Origin of the sequence: Hyphobacterium sp., from assembly GCF_965228115.1 — a bacterium.
In the GTDB taxonomy this organism is placed as follows: Bacteria; Pseudomonadota; Alphaproteobacteria; order Caulobacterales; family Maricaulaceae; genus Hyphobacterium.
On record NZ_OZ245794.1, the window covers coordinates 1807403 to 1828708 of the forward strand.

A 21306-nucleotide genomic window follows, 5' to 3' on the forward strand; every position below is an offset into this window, starting at 1 on the left:
TTGTTACAATTCCCCCCCACCTGAACTAACCGAAAAATTCCCCAAGACTAGTAATATTTACAGATTCGGCTGCCAAATCCTAAGTCTGACGTTGATTACGCACGACTACTGCACAAATCGTCAGTATACTTAAAATATAGATCACCCAGAAAAATAAACCTTTAGTCATCAGATAAATTGTCAGTGGGCCGCTCTCTGGCAACCGAACATCCGTTACCCCTTCATAACGCCGGTCAATGTCAATCACATTACGGCCAAAAGGATCGATCACACCGGAATATCCGCGTGACGCCGCCCGGATCATGGGCAAACCGGTCTCGATGGACCGGTACTGGGCAATATTACGATGTTGAACCGGCCCCGCCGTTGGTCCGAACCAGGCATCATTGGAGATGTTCAAAAGCCAATCCGGTCGGCTTTCACCCCCCGGAACAATCCCGCTGAACACAACTTCATAGCAAATGAGGGGCAGGAAGGGCGGCGCGTTGGCATCAGACAAGGCTGCAAACTCAATACCGGGTGAATAGCCCGCGACAAGCTCCTGCAGGGTCTGAATGCCCAATGAGGAAAGCAACCCGCTCAAAGGGACATATTCGCCGAACGGGACCAGCCTGACCTTGTCATAGAGCCCCAACACCCTCGGGCGCTGGCCGGTGAACTGTATCGCGACAAGCGAATTGAAATACTGAAACCCACCCTCCGCTGCCCGCTCCCGGCGGGGCGTTCCGGCCAGTAGGACCTGATCCTGTGTGAGGATTTCCGTCAATGCGGCAATGGACGTGCTGTCTTCGATAAGGAATAGCGGCAGGGCTCCCTCTGGCCAAACCACGTGAGTAACCTCGTCAATGCCTTCCGCAGCGGTAAGCTCCAGATAACGCGTGCGCACCAGCGCCTCACCGCCCTCTGCCCATTTTTCACGCTGGTCAATGTCAACATCAACAAGGCGAAACACGAGATCTTCATGATATGCCACCTCCGCTGAATTCAGGCGGTGTGTGCCTGACGCATAGAGGCTGGCCAGAACCAGCAGGCTGATCAGAAATGGCAACCGCCGCTGGAGTTCGTTGCCGGGACCAGCGAGGGCTGCCGGGCTGGCAAACATCAACAGGGTCAGGAAACTTAATCCCCAGGTGCCGAACCACGCTGCTGATTGGGATACAGCCCCGCCAGCTTCAAAGACATGCGCCGGTAAATTCCAGGGAAATTGCGTGAAAGGTAAACCTTTCACAGACTCAGCCGCCAGAAAGAGGATCGCGAAAGCCAGAACCCGGACAGGACCTGACAGGCCAAGGCGAACATAAATGGCCCCGGCCGCCGCCCAGAAAGCCGCGAGGAAAGCAGCCCCGCCAATCGCAACAAGAGGTCCAAAATAAATAAACGCGCCGCCGCGATTCCAGAACGCGAACGCCACCCAGAAAACACCCGCTCCGAGATAGGCCCATGAAAACAGAAACGTCCGCCAAGCGGCGGAGCGAGCGGGCTTTTCCTCGTCGCGACAGCCATCGAGCAGCCAGATCAGCGCCGTCAGACCCAGCGCCAGCGCCGGGAAGAAAAATAGCGGAGCCGCAGACAAACCCGCAAAGAGCCCGAGAAAGATCAACGCCAAGGCCCGTTGACGGCGAGTGAGGTTTAGCAGATCTGCGCGCAGGCGGGAGGGCTTAAGCCGATCTGCCAGAACGCGCGCGCGATCCGCCCAGCTCATTCAGTAAGCCCGCCGGGCTCGCTTTCTGACGCGGTACTTCGCCTCCGGATTCTCAACCGCTTGATGCGGCGGGGGTCTGCATCCAGCACCTCGAAATCGAACCCGACTGGATGCGGAATAACCTCTCCACGCTCCGGGATGCGGCCGGCCAGCGTAAATACCAGCCCACCCAGCGTGTCGACATCTTCGTCAATCTCGGGATCAATCACCGGCCGCCCGGCAATCTGTTCCAGTTCACGGATCTCGGCACGCGCATCTGCCACCCAAACCCCCTTGCCTTTTGGCAGGACATTCGGCGCGGCTTCATCATCATGCTCGTCTTCAATGTCGCCCACAATCGGCTCGAGCAAATCTTCAAGCGTTACGAGCCCGTCCGTGCCGCCATACTCATCGACAACCAATGCCATATGGGTGCGGCGGGCCTGCATTCTAAGCAACAGGTCGATCGCCTTCATTGACGGCGGCGCAAACAGCAATGGCCGCTTGATTTCGTCAAGAATGCGCTGGTCCGCCCAACGCTCCACCGGGTCTGAAACAAACGGTACAAGCCGGGCCATGACATCCTTGATGTGGGCCACGCCCAGCGGGTCATCCAACGTCTCCCGATAAACCGGCAAGCGCGAATGCGCGGCGTCGGCGAAGGCCGGAATCAACTCACCCAGCGGCGTGGAAATATCGATCCCGATAATGTCCGCCCGCGGCACCATCACATTATCGACCAGCAAGTTGTCGAAATCGCGGACGTTTGCGGCAAACCCGTTGGTTTCTTCCGCCGCCGGCAGGGAATCTTCCGAACCGTTCAGCAAACGCGCCAGCCGCGCACGCCAACTTCGGCTGCTGTTGTCGTCACCCATTGCCGCGCTCCTGATACGGATCGGCAATATTCAGTCGCTTGAGCGCCCTGCGCTCCAGAGCTTCCATTTCTTCTGCTTCCACCTCCGTCTGGTGATCATGACCCAGCAGGTGCAGGAAACCATGTATCACCAGATGTGAAATATGATGAGATACCGGAATAGACTTTTCTTCGGCCTCGCGAAAGACCGTTTCGCGGGCTAGGGCAATATCTCCAAGCTGGCCGCTCATGGTCGTTGCCGCCGGAAAAGACAACACATTTGTCGGTTGATCTTTTTGCCTGAAGGCAGAATTCAGCTTCAGCACGGCCGCATCATCGGCAAAGACCACACTCAGGGCACTGTCCACTGGCCGCGTTTCCTGCTCTGCGGCAACAATCGACGCTGAGGTCAGCCGCCTTAACTCTTCCGCCTCTGGCCAGCCGCCGGCCTCAACCAAAATGTCGATCTCAGCCATTTCGGGCCTTATCCTCGGCATCACGGCGCTCATAGGCATCCACAATCCGTCCAACAAGATTATGCCGGACAACATCCTGTCGCTCGAAACGGATGATTTTTACAGCCTTGTCGCCCTTCAGGATCTCAAGCGCCTCCGGCAGGCCTGACGGCTGGCGGTGATCAAGGTCGGTTTGTGTCGGATCGCCCGTGACAATCATGCGAGACCCTTCACCTAACCGGGTTAACACCATGCGCATTTGCGCGCGGGTCGCATTCTGGGCCTCATCGACGATGACAATCGCCCGATTCAGCGTTCGCCCGCGCATGAAGGCGAGAGGCGCAACCTCGATGCGTTTGTCCTCACGCATTTTCTCCATCTGTGTACGGCCCAGCGCATCGCTCAACGCATCCCAGACAGGCAATAAATAAGGGTCGACTTTTTCGGCCAGGTCACCAGGAAGGAAGCCAAGTTTTTCACCCGCTTCAACGGCGGGCCGTGTTATAATCAGACGATCCACCGCCCGCAGCGCCAATTGTGACGCCCCGTAAGCGACCGCCAAAAGCGTTTTGCCGGTCCCGGCAGGCCCGACCCCGAAAATGAGATCGCTGCCTGACGGATCATTTAAAGCCCGGATGTAATCGGCCTGCCGGGCCGTGCGGGCCATAAAACTGGTTCCGCGCGGGACCCGGATCACGGTTGAGTCAGCTTCCCGCGCTTGTACATCATCATGATGGAGAACCGAGCGGACATCGGCTTCATCGCAGGACATCTGCTTTTCAAGCCGGTTATAGAGACGGTTCAGAACCCGTTTCGCTTCCAGACGCGTTTTCGGATCCGGCCCGGAAATCTGGATTTGACCTCCGCCGGGCGCCGACAGGCGTACGCCGATTTCCTCTTCAATGAGCAGAAAATGCCGATCCCCGGCACCCGCCATCATGCGCACGCGCGCATCGTCGTCGAACTCCAGAAGCTCGACAGGTGCGGAGCGCGGCTTGACCGCGCGGGATTTCGACTTTCCGGATCGCGTCTGGGTCAAGCCGCACTGGCCTTTGCGTCTAGCTCGCCGGTCAGGGAGTTGCGGGTCGACCCTGTGATTGCCACCTCGGCAATCCGGCCGATCAGATGATCCGGCGCATCACAATGAACAGCCTGCAGATAAGGTGAACGGCCGTGAAGTTGCCCGTCTTCGCGGCCTTTGCGTTCGAACAGGACCGGTATGCGGCGTCCAATCTGCGAACCATTAAACGCGGTCTGCTGATCTTCCAGCAGAGCCTGAAGACGGGTCAGGCGTTCAGAAGCCACCGCTTCATCAACCTGCATGGGCAAGGACGCGCCCGGCGTGCCTGGGCGGCGGGAATATTTGAACGAGAAAGCCGAGGCATAATTGATCTCGCGAACACCCTGCATCGTCGCTTCGAAATCCGCATCGGTTTCACCTGGAAACCCTACAATGAAATCGCCGGAAATCGCGATGTCAGGCCGCGCTGCTCGGACTTTCTCGATCACGCGGGCATAGGATTCGAATGTATGCTTGCGGTTCATGGCGTGGAGAATTTTGTCAGAACCTGACTGCACCGGTAAGTGCAGATAAGGCATCAGACACTCTAGCTCGCCATGTGCCGCAATGAGCTCATCATCCATGTCATTGGGGTGCGAGGTCGTGTAGCGGATCCGGTCCAGCCCACCGATCATCGCGAGATGCCGCAACAGGCGGCCCAGGCCCCAAACGCCATCAGCCTCGTGACCAGCTGGCGGCTCGCCATGATAGGCGTTCACATTCTGGCCCAGCAACGTGATTTCCCGCACGCCTTTGGACGCAAGTTGCCGCGCCTCAGCGACAATCTGATCAACCGGCCGTGACCATTCTGCACCACGCGTATAGGGCACCACGCAGAAGGTGCAAAACTTGTCGCATCCTTCCTGCACGGTCAGAAACGCCGAATATCCGGCGACTTTCCGGTTACCCGCCAGCGCATCGAATTTTTCGACTGGTTCGAATTCTGTTTCCAGACGTTCACCGCGGGACCGATGGGTTTGAGCGATCAGTTCGGGCAATTTATGATAGGTTTGCGGGCCGACGACGAGATCAACGACCGGAGCCCGGCGCATGATCTCTTCGCCCTGAGCCTGCGCCACACAACCGGCGACGGCAATCGTCATCGGCGCGCCGCTATCGGCTTTTTCTTCCTTGAGAGGCCGCAGCCGGCCCAATTCAGAATAGACTTTTTCGGCAGCCTTTTCACGGATATGACAGGTGTTCAGAATAACCATGTCGGCCCCATCCGGCTGTTCGGAGGGCTCATAGCCGAGCGGAGCGAGCACATCGCGCATGCGCTCACTGTCATAGACATTCATCTGACAGCCATAGGTCTTGATAAATAGCTTCTTGCGCGCAGGCGCCATCACAGATCCGTTCAATCGAAAAAGAGCCGCGCGTTATGATCGATATGAGCCCGGTTCGCAAGCCCGGCCTTGGAAACCGGTAGAACTAACCCGACTTCTTGTCGTCCAGCGGAACGGCGTACAGCTCGAGACGGTGATCAACGAGACGGTAACCCAAGCGCTTCGCAACGGCGTCCTGTAACCGCTCGATCTCTTCGTCCACAAACTCGATGACCTCGCCCGAACGCAAATCGATCAAATGATCATGGTGATCGTCAGTGGCTTCTTCATAGCGCGCGCGCCCATCGCGGAAGTCGTGCCGCTCGATGATGCCGGCCTCCTCAAACAGACGTACCGTCCGGTAAACCGTTGCCAGCGAGATGCGATCATCTTCGGCTGAAGCACAGCGGTGCAGTTCTTCCGCATCCGGATGGTCTTCGGCCAGAGACAGGACGCGCGCGATCACACGGCGCTGGTCCGTCATCCGTAACCCTTTTTCGACGCAGAGCTTCTCGATCCGATCCGGCATGCTCATTCCCTGTCTCAATACCCCTGCAAGACATAAGCGCTTGATCCGGATTCGTCTATCGGGGGAGTGCCTTTTCCATGATCCGCGCATCGGATCCGTCCGAGTAATAATTCGCGCGCCGGCCAGAAGGCTCAAAACCAAGTTGCTCATAAAGCGCAATGGCGGGTGCGTTCTGATCCGACACTTCGAGAAAAAAACGCGTGCAGCCACGCGACAAACTCTCGGCTTCCGCCTGTTTGACCAGCGCACGGCCCAACCCATTGCCGCGGGACGCCGGGTCAACCGCCAATGTCAGGATCTCCGCTTCATCGGCGACGCAGCGCACCAATATGAAACCGGTTAAAGAGGCATCGCCCCATTTCAGGGCAAAAACACCGGGCTGTGCGATCAAGGCCGCGAACTCCATGCCCGACCAGCCACGCGGAAAGCATTCCGCATGGATCGCGGCCAATATTCCGCATTCGGATTTTGCGGCCTCCTGGATCATTCTGGTGAACGGCCGCCGGGCAGTTTGGCGTCTGGCGGGCGGGCATAGAACGGCTTGGGGCGATCAAACGGAGGTTTTGCGTTTTCGGCAATATCGAGCAATACATTCAGGCCGGGCGGAGGCCTTACCGGACCGCCATCGACAAGATGCGCGCCTGTACCCACAAGGACGGCCGCATTCGAATCTCCAACTGAGTTTCTCGCCTTTTCATCAAGCGCCTTGGCCTCGGCGATGGTTCGGGTCGCCGCTGCCGATCTTGAGCTTGTCCGATTAAATACCTGGCTGACAATTTCTCCGCGTTTGGCATCATGATGAACAATTATGGGAACATCCGGCCCCGGAGCAATCGACTGCGCCCACCAGTGCAGATTGGAAATCCCGACGCAATCTGCATCCGCCGCCAGCGACAACCCCCTTGCGAAGGCCACACCCACGCGCGTTCCAGCGAAGCTGCCGGGACCTGTGGTAACCCCGATGCGATCCAGATCGCCGGGTTTCAGTCCGGCCTCCGCAAGAATCTCCTGAACCATGGGGGCCAGGCGTTCAGCCTGGCCGCGCGCCATATCTTCGCTGACACAAAGATCGGTCCGCCCCGGCACGCGCAAAGCTGCCGAACAGGCGAAGCCCGTCGTATCCATAACCAGTAATCGCATCGCCACAGGCTTTAGAGGATTGCAGTTGCCGCGTCGATCACAGCCTGGTGTCTAACCGACCGCAACAACCTCACGGACTTCCGGGACATAATGTTTCAGAAGATTCTCTATGCCGGATTTCAGCGTGAAAGTTGAGGAGGGACAGCCTGAACACGCACCACGCATGACCAGCGCAACCACGCCGGTCTTTTCGTCAAACCCTTTGAAGATGATATCGCCCCCATCCCGTGCAACGGCCGGCCGCACGCGGGTATCGATAATTTCCTTGATTTCTTTCGCCGGACCGCTGTCTGCATCAAATTCGGTGTCGCCGGCATCGGCTTCGAACAGCGGAGCGCCGGACTGCATTACATCCATGATGCCGCCAAGAATGGCCGGCTTTATATGCGGCCAGTCGACTGTTTCGTCCTTGGAGACCGAGATGTAATCAGCTCCGCAAAATACGTTTGTAACTCCGTCCACGGCAAACAGTTCGCGCGCCAATGCGGAGCCCTCCGCCTCTTCCGGCGTCACGAACTCCCGGGGGCTTTCCGGTGCCACGTCACGTCCGGGCAAAAACTTGATCGTATTCGGGTTTGGGGTGGGTTCTGTCTGAATGAACATTATCGATGCGCCTACGGGTCAACACGGGACCCTCAAATGGCGCTTCCCGGGACGAACCGCAACCCCTGATCAGGTAAGGTCATCAATCGCGTCGCGGGAAAGTCCACCCGGCACAACGGTCACCGGTATTGACCGGTTCCCGGTCAAGCCGCGGCCACGGCCCAGCGCCGCCACCAGAGGGCCCGGGCCCTCGCCTGCCTCCGAAGCCCCCAGGACCAGGATGGAAATCGTGCAATCTTCTTCAATCAGCTTCGACAAAGCATCCCTCATCTCGTCTTCTCGCAGGATCAGCTCCGGGCGCTCGCCCATGACGGCCTCTGCGTCCTCGGCCAGCATATCCAGCAACTCGGTCGAGTTTTCTTCCGCTTCGCGGCGCATCGTCTCGGATACGCCGATCCAATGATCGAAATTTGAAGGCTCGATCACAGACAAAAGAACCAGGCCACACTCGGTGGCTTTGGCTCGTTTGGCGGCAAAATAGAGCGCGGTCCGGCACTCTTCGCTCTGGTCGGCAATAACCAGAAATTTGCGGCGATGATCGCTCATGACGCATAGGATTGGCCTGACAGAATGGATTCGTCCAGCTAGGAATGCCGCTCATGAGCTCCGCCACCTACACAGACAGGCGCAATGCCGCCTCGGCAGAACAGACGATTTCCATCGAAGCTGAACGCATTAGTGTCGCAGAAAACGGAACGCGCAAGCGCGCCATCCGTTTCGACGAAATCACGCAAATTCGCCTTGGCGTCGAGATGGCAGGACGCGATAGTCAGGTGGTCTGCCGCATTGCTGGTCATGATGGCACCCGAATTGTCTTCGGGTCTCGAGCCTGGAAAAGCGTTGGCGTCTGGCACAATCAGGCCGACACCTTCCGCAACTTCAATACCGCACTGCATCAGGCTCTAATGCCCTTCCGGGACGGCATTGAGTTTGTCGAAGGACAACCGCTCTGGTTCGGCTATGCGATGTCGGCCATGGGGTTGGCGATTGCCTTGCTGGGCTTCGGGTTCGCAACCTATCTCGCGCTTGAAGAAAATCCGATCTGGTTAGGCGGCGTTCCGGGCGGCCTGCTGGGTCTTTATATTGCCTGGATGTTCCGTCCCCGCGCGCCACAACCCTACGATCCTGAGCTTTACACAACCGACAAACCGGTTAGTCCGGAAACGCCGACGCCAGCAGGGAAAGGAAATGGCTAGAGTGGCGCTGACGCCTGGACATTGAATGTGACCGGAATGTCACCGCCGTTCTGAAAGACCAGCACGCCTTCAACGGTCTGGCCCTCGGATACTGTTTCGAGACCGAAGACCATCAAGTGCAATCCGCCCGGGACAAAGGCCAAAGGCGCATCATCTTCGATTAGCCGCGCGCCAACCTCCCGCATCTGCATAACTCCGGCATCATCCATGAAATGGCCGTGAAGCTCGACCCGTTCGGCGCCCTCAATCCGGGCACTCAACAATAGGTCCGCGTCTCCTTCAGCCAGCTCCGCCTGAAAATAGGCGGCCGTCACCGTACGTCCGCCCAGATGTGGCCGCAGCCAGAGGTCGCTGACAATGATCTCCACTGCCTGTTCGGCAACGGGTCCCTGCGGTGCAATTTGCGCCGCCAGCTCAGCCTCCGCTGACATCTCGTCTGACGATGGCGAACAGGCCAACAAGCCCGCGGCCAGGGTGATCGGAAGCATTTTTCTCATCTTCGAGCCTTTTTATCCCGTTCCGGCATCGAGGCGGCGACCTAGCCCCAATAGCCGATTATCTGGCGCACTTCCTTCATCACCGGAGCCGCGACGGCGCGGGCGCGATCTGCGCCGTTGGAGAGAATGCGGTCAAGCTCAGCTGGATCATCCATCAAGCGTGAATACTCATCTGCAACCGGCGCCAGTTTCGCGACGGCCAGCTCAGACAGTTTCGGCTTGAAAACCCCGAACCCCTGTCCGCCGAATTCCGCGATCACCGTCTCTGTGGTTGAGCCTTCCAGCGCGGCGTAAATCCCGACCAAATTGGCCGCTTCCGGACGGCCCGTCAGGCCCTCCACCGACTCTGGCAAAGGTTCTGGATCGGTTTTCGCCTTTTTGACCTTGCGGGCAATCGTCTCAGCATCGTCCGACAGATTTATCCGCGAAAGATCAGAAAGATCAGATTTCGACATTTTCTTCGATCCGTCCTTCAAGGACATGATGCGCGTGCCCGCGCCTTGAATAACCGGCTCTGGCAACGGGAACACACCGTCGCAATTAAAGTCCCGCATGAAGCGGGCCGCGATGTCCCGGGATAATTCCAGATGCTGTTTCTGATCCTCGCCCACCGGCACATGGGTGGCTTTGTAAACCAGAATATCGGCGGCCTGCAGGACCGGATAGGTGAAAAGGCCAACGCTGGCGCGCTCCTTGTCCTTACCGGCCTTGTCCTTGAACTGGGTCATGCGTTCCAGCCACCCCAGCCGGGCGACACATTGGAACACCCAGGCCAGCTCGGCATGTTCCGGAACCGCCGATTGCGCAAACACAGCCGATTTTTCAGGATCGACACCCGAGGCGATATAGGCCGCCGCGGCGCGCCGGACCGCATCCGGCAATGATTTGGGGTCATGCGGCATGGTGATCGCATGAAGGTCCACCACACAATAAAAGCACTCCGCGCCGCGATCCTGTAGCGCCACCCAGTTTACAAGTGCACCCAGATAGTTGCCGAGGTGCAAACCCCCGGTGGGCTGCATGCCAGACAGGATTCTTTCAGGGCCGGAATAGGAAACAGGATCGCTCATGGGAAACTCTTGATGGGCAGACAGTGGCGGGGTTTAGCCACGCCTGAAGGCATTGCGCAACTCTGATACTCTCAAACCCCGTAGAGCGAGGGCAAACACCAGATAAATGATCCCGCCAGCTGCGGAGGCGAGGATGGCGGCCAACAGCCGCGAGCCTAACGCCATCTCGACGATTAACGGCCGGGCAAACTCCAGTCCCGCCATCACTCCGCCGGCCACAAGGGCGGCATTGACGAGGCCGGGCAGGGCAGAGAAAAACCGCTTGTCGGGCGAAAATCCGCCCCGGCGCGCCAGGAAGACAGCCAGAAGCGCCGCGTTCACCCAGCCAGCCAACGCGGTTGCACCAGCCAAACCCACATGGCCCCGATCCGGCGCAAATTCTCTGATCCAGAAAAACGCTGCAGCCCCGATCACGACGTTCAACACCATCGACACGGCAGCAAATTTCATCGGAGTGGCGGTATCTTCCCGCGCAAAGAATCCCGGCGAAAACACCTTGATCAGCACAAAGGCGGGCAGGCCAACAGCAAAGGCCTGGACGGCCAGTTTAGTCGCCACGGCATTCTCGGCTGTAAACGCGCCGCGCTGGAACAGACCCTCTACCAAAAGGCCGGGCATGGCGATGAGTGCCGCAGTGGCCGGTAAGGTCAGCGCCATGGAAATTTCCAGCGCGCGATTAAGCGTATCTTTCGCTCCCGCGTCATCTCCAGCGCGCAACCGTTTGGACAACATGGGCAGCAAGGCCACGCCCATGGCAATCCCGATGACACCCAGGGGCAGCTGATACAACCGGTCGGCAAAATAGAGCAGCGCCACCGCCCCGTCCTGCAAGGTCGCAATCAGCTGGCTGATGACGATATTGATTTGGGTGACACCGCCTGCGATGGCTCCCGGCACGCCCAACCAGATCAGGCGTTTCACCTTCGGGGTCAGGCGCGGAACACGCAATGCAAGCCCAATCCCTGACCGCCGGCAGCCCCAATAAAGCATCGCAGCCTGAACAACGCCGGAGACCGGCACGGCAATCGTGATCCACAATCCTGTGGTTTGCGGATCATCAGGCGCCAAAAGCAGAACCGCGACCATAATGACATTGAGCGCGATCGGCGCGGCAGCGGACAGGGCGAACCGGTCATGCGCGTTTAGCGTACCGCCCATCATCGCCGTCAAGGACACGAGGAGCAGGTAGGGCATGGTGATCTGGGTAAACAAAACCGCCACGCCAAAAAGGCCCGGATCATCCAGAAAGCCGGGAGCGATAACCCGCATGATCCAGGGCATGAAAATCTGGGCCAGAACGGTCAGCGCGGCCAGCACGACAATCATGACAGATAAAGTATCGCGGGCGAATGTTCTGGCCTCCGCTTCGCCATCGCCTTCAAGGGTTCGCGAATAGAGCGGAACGTAAGCCGAATTGAAGGCCCCTTCGGCAAAAAACCGCCGGAACAGGTTGGGGAAGCGGAATGCGACAACGAAGGCTTCGGCCACCGGGCCCGCGCCCAGTGCGGCGGCGAGCAGCATTTCCCGAATAAAACCCAACACCCGGCTGATCGCGGTAAAACCGCCAATCACGAAGGTAGAGCGAAGCAGTTTCATCAGCTATCGGCCTGCGCTCGCGCGAGCCCGTGCAAGGCCGCGAGACTTCGCACTTTCTTCAACACGCTCCTCCTCTTCAGCTAGCACAGCCATCAACCCCGCCTTCACCGTTTTGATGTCATCGGCATCCTTCAGCTTCCTGCCGTCTTTCAGCACGTAGAAAACGTCCGTCGCCCGCTCGCCATAGCCATCAATCCGGGCTGACTGCAGCGCGAGGCCGGCCGTGGACAACACCTCCGAAAGATCTGCCAATAATCCGGGACGGTCCCGCCCGGACGCTTCGATCAGCGTCGCGCTTTGAGCGCCATCCGGCTCGATCGATACGGACGGCACAACCGAGAAAGCGGCCGCCCGCCGGGTCAATCTCCGTGAAGGCTTGGCGACATTCCTCGATTTGGCGCCCGAAGCCGCCCGGCGCACCCGTTCTGCCAGCGCATCTCTGGCACGTTCCCGATCCAGCCCATATGGCTGTCCCGCTCCGTCCTGAACAAAGAAAACATCGAAGGCCTCGCCCGATGCGGTGGTCGACACCTGAGCCCCCACAACATTGGCGCCAAGGCTGGCAAGCATAGCCACAACATCCGCGAACAGATGTTCGCGGTCCGGCGCAATCAGCATCACTTCCGTTGCTGCGCGGCGCTTGTCGATCCGTGCTGCTGCCGCCACCAGATCACCACGATCGCGTGCCGCCCGCACAAAAGCGGCATGGCGCAATCGGTCCGCTTCGGAAAAAGACAGCCAGTAGCTATCATCAAGGTCCCGGATCCAGCGGCCCGCGAAATCGGCATCCACACGCGCCAGCTTGTGAAAAACAACGCTCCGGGCTTCATCCGCCTGAGTGCGTAGCAGATCACTCACTTGGGACTCGCCCTCCTGACTGGATTGGCCATCAAGAACAGTGATCGTGGCCGAATAGAGGTCGCGAAGAAGCTGGCCCTTCCAGCCATTCCAGATGCCCGGACCGACCGCCCGGATATCAACGACAGTCAAAAGCGTCAGAAGATACAAACGCTCGATCGATCCGACTTCTTTTGCAAAGTCATAGACCGTACGCGGATCGCCTATATCGCGGCGCTGGGCCGTATCGCTCATTAGAAGGTGCGAACGCACCAGCCAGGCCACAAGCTCAACTTCTTCTCTGGGAAGCCCCAAACGGGTGCAGGCGGAGCGGGCCTGAATTGCGCCCTCCTCACACTGATCACCCTTGCCCTTGCCGGTGTCATGTAGAAGCGCAGCGAGATAGAGCGCACGCCGGTGCTTGATCTTGTGGATGATGTCGCTGGCGGTTGGATGATCGTCCTTGAGTTCGCCCTCTTCGATTTCCCGCAGCAAGGCAAGAAGTTGGAGCGTATGCTCGTCAACCGTGAAGCGGTGATACATGTTGAATTGAGTGCGCGCGACAATGCCGCCGAACTCCGGCAAGAAGGCCCCCAACAGCCCGGCCTCCGTCATTAACCGCAAAACCAGATGCGGTGCCGACGAATCCAAGAGGATCGAGAAAAACACCCGTACAGCCCGCGGGTCAGACCGGAAATCCTCATCAACCCGGCGGATATTTTGTCCCACTGCGGCAATCGCGTCAGGGTGCAAATCCACGCCCATGGCTGACGCTGCCCTGAACAGCCGCAGCAAAAGGACCGGATCGGAATTGATTTCGGACGGATCGATAAAGTCGAGCCGGCCATCAACCAGCTTGAAGGCCTCATCGACCGGCGCTTGAAGACCCTCAATCTCCGGTAAGAACCGGGCAAGCCCGCGCGGTTTGGCCTTGCGATGGTCCGCCTCCAGTTTGGCGCAAACCAACCGGGTCAGGCTGCCCACATCCATAGCCGTCAGGAAATACTGCCGCATGAAGCGTTCAACGGCGCTTTCCGCCTCGGCATCGTCATATCCCATCCGCTCGGCGATTTCAGGCTGGATATCAAACGTCAGGCGGTCATCCCGTCCGCCCACAATGGCATGGATATGAAACCGTACCGTCCAATAGAAATCTGAGGCCCGCAGATATTTTTCGACATCGGAAACCGTGAGGAGGCCCGCCGACACCCACCGCTCGAAGGCATCCGCCCCATAAAGAAACTGCGCCAGCCAGCGCAGCAGTTGCAGGTCGCGCAGCCCGCCTTTGGATTCCTTCAAATTCGGCTCGACCGTATATCGCGAGCGGCCGGTTTTCGAAATACGGCTATCGCGCTCCCGAAGTTTGGCTTCCACAAAAGCTGCCCCGGTGGCCTCGGCCTCGGCCCGCAAAGACTGCCGCAAGGATTCCGTCGGCGCGGTATCTCCCGCCAAATGGCGCAGCGACAGGAGCGATGTCCGCTCGCCAATGTCGTCGTTGGCAACCGAGAGGGTTTCCTTGACGGTTCTAACTGCGCCGCCGCCCACATCTATGCCGCTATCCCAGAGCACGTAGATTATTTGCTCCAGAAATTCGGATTGTGATGACCTTGCCTTTGCAGGCTTGAGGAACAACAGGTCAATATCGGACCGTGGGGCGAGTTCACCCGCACCGAACCCGCCAATGGCCACCATCGATATGCCCTTCGCAGCATCGCCAGACTCTGATGCGAGCGAGTCAAAAACGGCAACCAGAACCGAGTCCATAACACCGGAGAGGAAGCGGGCGGCTTCCAGCCCGCCAGAGCGCTTGTTCAGCCTGGCAAAAGCTGACGCGCGGCCCGCGTCGATGGCGGATTTGATCTTGGCAATGGCCGCAAGCCGGGCAGGAGGATTACGCCAGCCCTTATCACCGAGTGCCGCAGCCAGTTCGGCACGAAGTTTGAGGCCATCGAGGGGCGCAGGAAGGGCAGACACCAACATGAACTGGCAAACTAGACCGCGCCGCGTTAAGCGTCACCTACCCTTCACGGTCACCTTCATCCGCGTCAGACAAGCGCTTAAGCTCGTACAGGCAATCAAGTGCATCGCGGGGGCTGAGCGCATCCGGGTCCACTAATTTCATTCGCTCGGCGACTGCGGAAGGTTTCGGACGCTCGACGACAGGCGCCGCAGAGAAAAGCGGCAACTCTGCCAGGGCCGCTGCCGGGGCATCTTCACTTTCCAGCCGGTCGAGAATGGTCCGGGCCCGGGCGATGGCCGCATCCGGCAGTCCCGCCCGGCGGGCCACTTCGATCCCGTAGGACCGATCAGCCGGCCCGTCGGCGACCTGGTGCAGAAAAACCAGCTCACCTTTCCATTCTTTTGCTTTCAGGCTGACATTTCCGGCCGCCTTCAGATCGTCTGCCAGCCGCGTCAGTTCATGATAATGGGTGGCAAAGAGCGCCCGGCACTGATTGACCTCATGAAGGTGCTCGGCGGCGGCCCAGGCAATCGATAGCCCGTCAAAAGTCGAGGTCCCCCGGCCGACCTCGTCGAGGATCACAAAACTGCGGTCACTGGCCTGATTGAGGATGGCCGCTGTTTCGACCATTTCATTCATGAAGGTCGACCGGCCACGCGCGAGATCATCTGCTGCACCAACGCGGGAGAAAAGCCGGTCAGCGATACCAATTCTCGCGCGTAAAGCCGGCACATACAATCCGGCCTGGGCAAGAATGATCATCAACGCATTCTGCCGAAGATAGGTTGATTTACCGGCCATGTTGGGTCCGGTCACCAGCAACAACCGCGCTCCCGATGAATCCGGAGCCGCCAGCACGCAGTCATTTGGTGTGAACCCGGCTTCGCCATCTTTTCGCAGGGCTGCTTCAACTACCGGGTGGCGCCCGCTTTCGATCCGGAAATCACTGTCCTCGCTGAGCTCGGGCCTAATCCAGCCCGAACTCCGGGCCAGTTCGCCAGCAGCCTGGCTGACATCGACCTCGGATAACGCGCGGGCAATCTTCCGAATCAGGGCGACTTCCGCTTCGACCCGGTCCCGGAACCCGGCAAAAGCCTCCTTTTCCAACGCAAGAGAGCGATCAGCAGCGCCAGCAATTTTTGCTTCCAGCTCGCCGAGTTCGGGAGTGGAAAACCGGACGGCATTGGCCATGGTCTGACGATGAATGAAAGCCTCATGCGCTATCAGCGCATCGGCCTGTTTTGCGGTTACCTCAATGAAATAGCCCAGCACATTGTTGTGCTTGACCTTTAAATTGCTGATGCCTGTTTGCTCGGCATAGGTCTTTTGCAGCGCGGCGATCAGCTTGCGGCTCTCATCACGCAAGGATCGCGCTTCATCCAGGGCGGGCAGCCAACCAGCCGCAATAAATCCCCCATCGCGCACATAGAGGCCCGGCGTTTCTACCAGCGCGGATTCAAGATCGCCGATCAGCGCCTGCAGGTCACCTTTCGTGCTTCTGGACAGCGTTTCACAAAGGCGGGTCAGACGGTCTGGGAGATCCAGGCTGTGCGCGGGTGCCAGCACAGCCGCGAGCGCGCCGGCCTGTCGCAATGCGTCTCTCAGAGCGGCAAGATCCCGCGGACCGCCACGCAACAACAGAAGGCGCGAAAGTGCGCGCTCCGGGTCGCCTGCGGCCTTCAGCTCCTCGCGAATCTGACGGGCGGCCGGCAGGTCGAGGAAATGACTGACCGAATTCAACCGATCATTGATCTCATTAAGGTCCGTAGAGGGCTGGTTCAAGCGCGCCGCCAAAAGGCGCGCGCCCGGCGCTGTGACCGTTTTATCAATCGCTGCCAACAGTGAACCCCTGCGCTCTCCGGCGAGCGTGCGGTCAATTTCGAGGCTGGCACGAGTGGCAGGATCAATCAGAAGGCTGCCGCCGGTCTTGATTTGCCGTGGAGGTGCCAACTTTGCCGGCGCGCCAGCCTGCGCCAGCTCCAGATAATCCAGAAGCGCTCCGAGAGCGGCGTTCTCTGCCGCGGAAAAATCGCCAAACCCGTCCAGGGAATCGACATCAAACCGGTCCTTCAATCGCCGAACGCCCGCGCGCGCATCAAACTTGGCCCGGGCCAGCGGCGTCAGGCGCTGGCTCGATATCCATTGTGAGGCTTCTCCAAAATAATCCTCGGCGATCAGCAATTCTGCCGGGTTGAGCGCGCCGACCTCCGCAGAAATCTGGGAGGATGATACGGCCGACACGGCAAAATCACCGGTCGACACTTCTGCCCAAGACAAAGCAAACCCGCCATCCGGTGTTTGCGCCAGAGCAGCAATCCGGTTGGAAGCTCGTGCATCCAGCAGGGAGTCTTCAGTCAGTGTCCCGGCTGTAACGATCCGCGAGAGCCCGCGCTTGACCGTTTTGGCCCCCCGGGCCTTGGCGCTAGCCGGGTCTTCCAGCTGCTCCCCGACAGCAACCTTGAACCCGGCCTTGATCAGACGTGCAAGATACGCTTCGGCGGTGGCGGCAGGCACACCGCACATTGGAATGGGTTCGCCCTGATGCTGTCCGCGCTGGGTCAGCGCAATATCCAGTGCATCCGCCGCCCGCTTGGCATCATCGAAAAACAACTCGTAGAAATCGCCCATACGGTAGAATAACAACGCGTCCTTGGGTGTTTCCTCACGCAAGGCGAGGAATTGCGCCATCATTGGCGTGGCACCCTCCGGATCCGGAAAAGTGCGATCTGTCAGGCTGGGCTCGGTCATTTGACCGGCGAAATTGACGGGGATTCGCGGCATTCGCAAGCGCGTATGACGCTTGCGTCAAAAGGCGGCCTTGATAGGCTCACCAGCGCCTGTCCAATCCGCCCTTTCAGGAAGCCCTCATGTCCGATCGCACCAGCCCCGTTGCCGACGAAGATGCGCTGAAATTCCACAAGCAACCAACACCCGGAAAACTGGCGCTTCAACCCACCAAGCCCATGGCCACCCAGCGGGATTTGTCGCTGGCCTACTCGCCGGGCGTGGCCGCACCGGTGAAGGCCATCGCGAACGATCCGGACAGTGTTTACGAGTATACGTCTAAAGGAAATATGGTCGCCGTCGTGTCCAATGGAACCGCCATTCTCGGCCTTGGAAATCTCGGCCCGATGGCGTCCAAGCCGGTGATGGAGGGCAAAGCCGTCCTGTTCAAACGCTTTGCCGATATTGATGGCATGGACATCGAAATCGATGAGGCGGACGCCGAGCAATTCATCGAATGCGTCGCCCGGTTTGGAGAAACCTTCGGCGGGATCAATCTGGAGGACATAAAAGGCCCGGACTGTTTTATTATCGAGCAGAAACTACGCGAGCGGTTGGACATCCCGGTTTTCCATGACGACCAGCACGGCACAGCCATTATCGCAGCCGCTGGTATTATCAATGCCTGTGAAATCACAAAACGCGACATGTCCAGGCTGAAAGTTGTGGTTAACGGCGCGGGCGCAGCGGGTATCGCCGTGCTCGAGCTTCTCAAGGCCATGGGGGTCAAAGCCGAGAACTGCATTCTATGCGACTCACGCGGGCCGATCTATCAGGGTCGCGAAGACGGGATGAATCAGTGGAAGGCGGCCCATGCCGCGCCGACCAAGGCCCGGTCGTTAGCCGACGCTTTGAAGGGGGCCGATTGCTTCCTTGGGCTATCTGTTGCGGGCGCAGTGGATGAGGACATGGTCCAGTCCATGGCCAAAAACCCGATCATTTTCGCCATGGCCAATCCAGAACCGGAGATCCGCCCGGAGGTGGTCCGCAAAATCCGCCGGGATGCGATCATGGCAACGGGGCGGTCCGATTATCCCAATCAGGTCAATAATGTTCTGGGCTTCCCTTACATTTTCCGGGGCGCGCTGGATGTCCGCGCCCGGACGATTAATGAGGAAATGAAAATCGCCTGTGCCCGGGCCCTGGCCAATCTGGCTAAGGAAGATGTACCCGATGAAGTCGCTGCCGCCTATCACGGCCAACGCCCGACCTTCGGTCGTGATTATATTATTCCCTCGCCGTTCGATCCGCGCCTGATTTCTTATATTCCACCCTATGTCGCACAAGCGGCCATGGACAGCGGCGTCGCCCGCAAACCCATCACAGATATGAAGCTCTACAGAGAGTCGCTGGCGCGGCGTCTCGATCCGACAGCCGCCCTGCTTCAACGGATTCAGGGCGCCGTCGTTGGCAAGGGTAAGCGCGTTGTGTTTGCCGAGGGCGAAGAGCCGTCGGTGATCCGCGCTGCCTATGCCTTCAAAACCCAGGATTTGGGAGAGCCAATTCTGGTGGGTCGGGAAGAACAGACCCGCGCGAACATGCGCCTGGTCGGCGTTCCGGAAGATGCACTTACCATCGTCAATGCACGCCTGTCTGAACGAAATTCAGACTATGCGGCATTCCTCTATGAACGTCTGCAGCGGGGCGGTTTTCTGAAACGCGACGTGCAGCGCCTCGTCAATAATGACCGCAATGTCTTCTCTGCCTGCATGGTCAAAATGGGTGATGCGGATGGCATGGTCACCGGCGTAACGCGGAATTATGATGCAGCGCTCAAGGATGTGGCCCGCGTTCTGGACCCCGCTGAAGGGGAACGCGTGATTGGCATGTCGATCGTGCTGGCCAAGAACCGCACGCTTTTCATTGCCGACACCAATGTCACTGAATTCCCGGATTCTGACGCGCTGGCAGATATCGCCTGCGAGGCCGCAGAAGCCGCCAGCCGGTTCGGCTTTGATCCGCGCGTGGCCTTTCTCTCCTATTCAACTTTCGGAAATCCGGCGGGGCAGCGGTCAGAGAAGTTACAGGCGGCGGTCCGCTTGTTGGATGAGCGCAAGGTGGATTTTGAGTATGAAGGCGAGATGGCGGCCGATGTTGCGCTCGATCCAGCGCACAAATTGCTCTACCCGTTTTCGCGCCTGACAGGCCCGGCCAACGTCCTTGTGATGCCGGCGATCCACTCGGCCTCTATTGCAACCCGCCTGATGGGAGCTGGCGCGGGTGCGAATGTGCTGGGGCCGATGCTTCTGGGGTTTGAAAAATCGGTTCAGATCGCCCGGCTGGGCGCACCTGTGACAGAGATTGTCACCCTGGCGGCTCTTGCCGCCTACGATCTGTCACCGGAAGCGGCGGAGTAGCCGCTTCACGCCTCTGTTTGACGTTCTTCGAATTTGTGCTTGCCGGTTGCCGCATCCGGCCCCAGAGACATGATGAACACAAGGAGAAGCCCAGCCGGTAGCGTCCAGGACGCGGTTATCAGGAAGAAGTTCACATAGCCAACCGCATCGGCCAGCACGCCCGAAAAGCCGGACAGAAATTTAGCCACAAACGCATAGAAAGAGCTGATCAGCGCATACTGGGTGGCAGCGTTTGCTGGATCAACCAGGCTGGAAAGATAGGCGATAAAGACGGTGGTCACGAATCCGCCAGCAATGTTATCGCCCACAATTGCAATGGTTAGCCTCCCGACATCTTCAGGGCCCGCTGTTGCCGCGAGCCATGCATAGGCCCCATTCGTGATCAGGGTAATGATCAAGCCAATCACCAGAGCGCGCATCAAGCCAAACCGAAAGGCGGCCACACCGCCGACAAATAATCCGAAAATGGTGGCGGCGAGGCCCGGCCCGCCCTGAACGCCGCCCACAATGGCGCGGTCAAATCCGATGTCCGCATAGAGCGGGCTTGCCATCACACCCATTGTGAAATCGGACATGCGATAGATCATGACCAGAAGGATTACCGGGATGAACCATCGTCCGAGCCGGCCGAGAATTTGCTTGAACGGTTCCCAGACGGCACGGACGACTTTCATCCCGAAAGATCCTTCGAGATCGCGTGATCCTGCACCAGCCGCCGGTTCTTTCATGAAGAATACAAGCACTGCCGAGATCGCCATCGCCGCTGCCATGGCCAGAAATGAGGCCGACCAGTTCGCCCATTCCGAAATTGCCAGACCCAGACCTGAGGTCATGTAGGCAACGCGATATCCGAGCGAGTAGGCGGCTGCCATATTGGCCTGCATTCGGTTCGGCGCGGACTCGATACGCCAGGCGTCAATCGCCACGTCGAGTGTAGCGCCCGAATAGGACAAGAGGATCGCACCGATCGCGACGGGCAGAAGGCCTTGTGTCGGGTCTGTTTGGGAAATGATCGTCAACCCGATCACAGTGCCCGTGATAGCGGTAACAATCCAGGACCGCCTCGGGCCCAACATGGAGTGGAGGATCGGCACCTTGATTCGATCAACGATCGGCGCCCACAGAAATTTGAACGTGTAAGAGAGTGTAACCCAGTAGAAAAAACCGATCGTCGAGCGCTCGATTCCAGCATCTCGCAGCCAGAAGGAAAGTTTCTGGAAGACCATGTAGAGCGGCAGGCCTGATGCAAATCCGAGGATGAGCATGGAGAGCATGACGGGCGTAAAATAAACGAGGACAGTTTCTCGCCAACTGCGCTGGCCGTTGCCATTCACCGTCATGTCAGTCATCGGCCTGTCTCCTG

Annotated in this window: 18 protein-coding genes; 2 read left to right on the forward strand and 16 right to left on the reverse strand. The window is 58.8% G+C overall.

The genetic code is table 11. The features are described from left to right. Positions 1–79 precede the first annotated feature (79 nt). The 10 genes from lnt to ACO079_RS09465 all read right to left on the reverse strand — a co-directional run bounded on the left by lnt (position 80) and on the right by ACO079_RS09465 (position 8192). On the reverse strand, positions 80–1702 hold the full coding sequence (gene lnt, locus ACO079_RS09420; protein ID WP_421789496.1) for an apolipoprotein N-acyltransferase: 1623 nt from the start codon (positions 1700–1702) through the stop codon (positions 80–82). Next, on the reverse strand, positions 1699–2556 hold the full coding sequence (locus ACO079_RS09425) for a hemolysin family protein (protein WP_421789497.1): 858 nt from the start codon (positions 2554–2556) through the stop codon (positions 1699–1701). The genes lnt and ACO079_RS09425 overlap by 4 nt, the downstream gene beginning before the upstream one ends. Then, positions 2549–3043 (reverse strand): rRNA maturation RNase YbeY, encoded by a 495-nt coding sequence (ybeY, locus tag ACO079_RS09430; RefSeq protein WP_421789498.1) that lies wholly within the window; start codon positions 3041–3043, stop codon positions 2549–2551. The genes ACO079_RS09425 and ybeY overlap by 8 nt, the downstream gene beginning before the upstream one ends. Then, positions 3003–4028: a PhoH family protein gene (locus ACO079_RS09435; protein ID WP_421789499.1), complete on the reverse strand. Its 1026-nt coding sequence runs from the start codon at positions 4026–4028 to the stop codon at positions 3003–3005. The genes ybeY and ACO079_RS09435 overlap by 41 nt, the downstream gene beginning before the upstream one ends. Beyond that, the gene (gene miaB / locus ACO079_RS09440; RefSeq protein WP_421792938.1) at positions 4025–5398 is read right to left on the reverse strand and encodes a tRNA (N6-isopentenyl adenosine(37)-C2)-methylthiotransferase MiaB; all 1374 of its coding nucleotides are present in this window, start codon (positions 5396–5398) and stop codon (positions 4025–4027) included. The genes ACO079_RS09435 and miaB overlap by 4 nt, the downstream gene beginning before the upstream one ends. 82 nt (positions 5399–5480) lie before the next feature. Further along, positions 5481–5903, reverse strand: a complete 423-nt coding sequence (locus tag ACO079_RS09445) for a Fur family transcriptional regulator (RefSeq protein WP_421789500.1) — start codon at positions 5901–5903, stop codon at positions 5481–5483. Positions 5904–5958: 55 nt separating this feature from the next. Then, positions 5959–6390: a ribosomal protein S18-alanine N-acetyltransferase gene (gene rimI / locus ACO079_RS09450; protein WP_421789501.1), complete on the reverse strand. Its 432-nt coding sequence runs from the start codon at positions 6388–6390 to the stop codon at positions 5959–5961. After that, complete coding sequence (gene tsaB / locus ACO079_RS09455; RefSeq protein WP_421789502.1) at positions 6387–7043, reverse strand: tRNA (adenosine(37)-N6)-threonylcarbamoyltransferase complex dimerization subunit type 1 TsaB; 657 nt, start codon at positions 7041–7043, stop codon at positions 6387–6389. Before tsaB ends, rimI begins: the two co-directional genes overlap by 4 nt. Before the next feature lie 51 nt (positions 7044–7094). After that, positions 7095–7646, reverse strand: a complete 552-nt coding sequence (locus ACO079_RS09460; protein WP_421789503.1) for a NifU family protein — start codon at positions 7644–7646, stop codon at positions 7095–7097. A 69-nt stretch (positions 7647–7715) separates the two neighbouring features. After that, a complete protein-coding gene (locus ACO079_RS09465) occupies positions 7716–8192 on the reverse strand; it encodes a universal stress protein (protein ID WP_421789504.1) in 477 nt (158 codons plus the stop codon). 53 nt (positions 8193–8245) lie between these two features. On the opposite strand from ACO079_RS09465, the gene ACO079_RS09470 reads away from it, so the two are divergent. Then, positions 8246–8842: a hypothetical protein gene (locus tag ACO079_RS09470; protein WP_421789505.1), complete on the forward strand. Its 597-nt coding sequence runs from the start codon at positions 8246–8248 to the stop codon at positions 8840–8842. Here the strand turns inward: ACO079_RS09470 and ACO079_RS09475 are convergent. The 5 genes from ACO079_RS09475 to mutS are packed head-to-tail and all read right to left on the reverse strand — an operon-like array spanning position 8839 to position 17583. Continuing rightward, the gene (locus tag ACO079_RS09475; protein ID WP_421789506.1) at positions 8839–9330 is read right to left on the reverse strand and encodes a copper chaperone PCu(A)C; all 492 of its coding nucleotides are present in this window, start codon (positions 9328–9330) and stop codon (positions 8839–8841) included. The two genes, ACO079_RS09470 and ACO079_RS09475, sit on opposite strands and share 4 nt — an antisense overlap. 50 nt (positions 9331–9380) lie before the next feature. Continuing rightward, positions 9381–10409, reverse strand: a complete 1029-nt coding sequence (gene trpS / locus ACO079_RS09480; protein ID WP_421789507.1) for a tryptophan--tRNA ligase — start codon at positions 10407–10409, stop codon at positions 9381–9383. Positions 10410–10442: 33 nt separating this feature from the next. After that, positions 10443–12005, reverse strand: coding sequence for a murein biosynthesis integral membrane protein MurJ (gene murJ / locus ACO079_RS09485; protein WP_421789508.1), 1563 nt, complete (start codon positions 12003–12005; stop codon positions 10443–10445). A gap of 3 nt (positions 12006–12008) precedes the next feature. Beyond that, on the reverse strand, positions 12009–14822 hold the full coding sequence (locus ACO079_RS09490; protein ID WP_421789509.1) for a [protein-PII] uridylyltransferase: 2814 nt from the start codon (positions 14820–14822) through the stop codon (positions 12009–12011). Positions 14823–14859: 37 nt separating this feature from the next. Further along, positions 14860–17583, reverse strand: a complete 2724-nt coding sequence (mutS, locus tag ACO079_RS09495) for a DNA mismatch repair protein MutS (protein ID WP_421789510.1) — start codon at positions 17581–17583, stop codon at positions 14860–14862. 86 nt (positions 17584–17669) lie between these two features. Between mutS and ACO079_RS09500 the strand changes: the two genes are divergently transcribed. Next, the gene (locus ACO079_RS09500) at positions 17670–19943 is read left to right on the forward strand and encodes an NADP-dependent malic enzyme (protein ID WP_421789511.1); all 2274 of its coding nucleotides are present in this window, start codon (positions 17670–17672) and stop codon (positions 19941–19943) included. Positions 19944–19948: 5 nt separating this feature from the next. On the opposite strand, the gene ACO079_RS09505 is transcribed toward ACO079_RS09500, so the two are convergent. Continuing rightward, on the reverse strand, positions 19949–21292 hold the full coding sequence (locus tag ACO079_RS09505) for an AmpG family muropeptide MFS transporter (protein WP_421789512.1): 1344 nt from the start codon (positions 21290–21292) through the stop codon (positions 19949–19951). Positions 21293–21306 lie beyond the last annotated feature (14 nt).

What these genes read in the sequence shown, in the direction of transcription:
- lnt (WP_421789496.1), bottom strand. Translation starts at nt 1,702, where the DNA reads ATGAGCTGGGCGGATCGCGCGCGCGTTCTGGCAGATCGGCTTAAGCCC.
- ACO079_RS09425 (WP_421789497.1), bottom strand. Translation starts at nt 2,556, where the DNA reads ATGGGTGACGACAACAGCAGCCGAAGTTGGCGTGCGCGGCTGGCGCGT.
- ybeY (WP_421789498.1), bottom strand. Translation starts at nt 3,043, where the DNA reads ATGAGCGCCGTGATGCCGAGGATAAGGCCCGAAATGGCTGAGATCGAC.
- ACO079_RS09445 (WP_421789500.1), bottom strand. Translation starts at nt 5,903, where the DNA reads ATGCCGGATCGGATCGAGAAGCTCTGCGTCGAAAAAGGGTTACGGATG.
- rimI (WP_421789501.1), bottom strand. Translation starts at nt 6,390, where the DNA reads ATGATCCAGGAGGCCGCAAAATCCGAATGCGGAATATTGGCCGCGATC.
- tsaB (WP_421789502.1), bottom strand. Translation starts at nt 7,043, where the DNA reads ATGCGATTACTGGTTATGGATACGACGGGCTTCGCCTGTTCGGCAGCT.
- ACO079_RS09460 (WP_421789503.1), bottom strand. Translation starts at nt 7,646, where the DNA reads ATGTTCATTCAGACAGAACCCACCCCAAACCCGAATACGATCAAGTTT.
- ACO079_RS09465 (WP_421789504.1), bottom strand. Translation starts at nt 8,192, where the DNA reads ATGAGCGATCATCGCCGCAAATTTCTGGTTATTGCCGACCAGAGCGAA.
- ACO079_RS09470 (WP_421789505.1), top strand. Translation starts at nt 8,246, where the DNA reads ATGAGCTCCGCCACCTACACAGACAGGCGCAATGCCGCCTCGGCAGAA.
- ACO079_RS09475 (WP_421789506.1), bottom strand. Translation starts at nt 9,330, where the DNA reads ATGCTTCCGATCACCCTGGCCGCGGGCTTGTTGGCCTGTTCGCCATCG.
- trpS (WP_421789507.1), bottom strand. Translation starts at nt 10,409, where the DNA reads ATGAGCGATCCTGTTTCCTATTCCGGCCCTGAAAGAATCCTGTCTGGC.
- murJ (WP_421789508.1), bottom strand. Translation starts at nt 12,005, where the DNA reads ATGAAACTGCTTCGCTCTACCTTCGTGATTGGCGGTTTTACCGCGATC.
- ACO079_RS09490 (WP_421789509.1), bottom strand. Translation starts at nt 14,822, where the DNA reads ATGTTGGTGTCTGCCCTTCCTGCGCCCCTCGATGGCCTCAAACTTCGT.
- mutS (WP_421789510.1), bottom strand. Translation starts at nt 17,583, where the DNA reads ATGCCGCGAATCCCCGTCAATTTCGCCGGTCAAATGACCGAGCCCAGC.
- ACO079_RS09500 (WP_421789511.1), top strand. Translation starts at nt 17,670, where the DNA reads ATGTCCGATCGCACCAGCCCCGTTGCCGACGAAGATGCGCTGAAATTC.
- ACO079_RS09505 (WP_421789512.1), bottom strand. Translation starts at nt 21,292, where the DNA reads ATGACTGACATGACGGTGAATGGCAACGGCCAGCGCAGTTGGCGAGAA.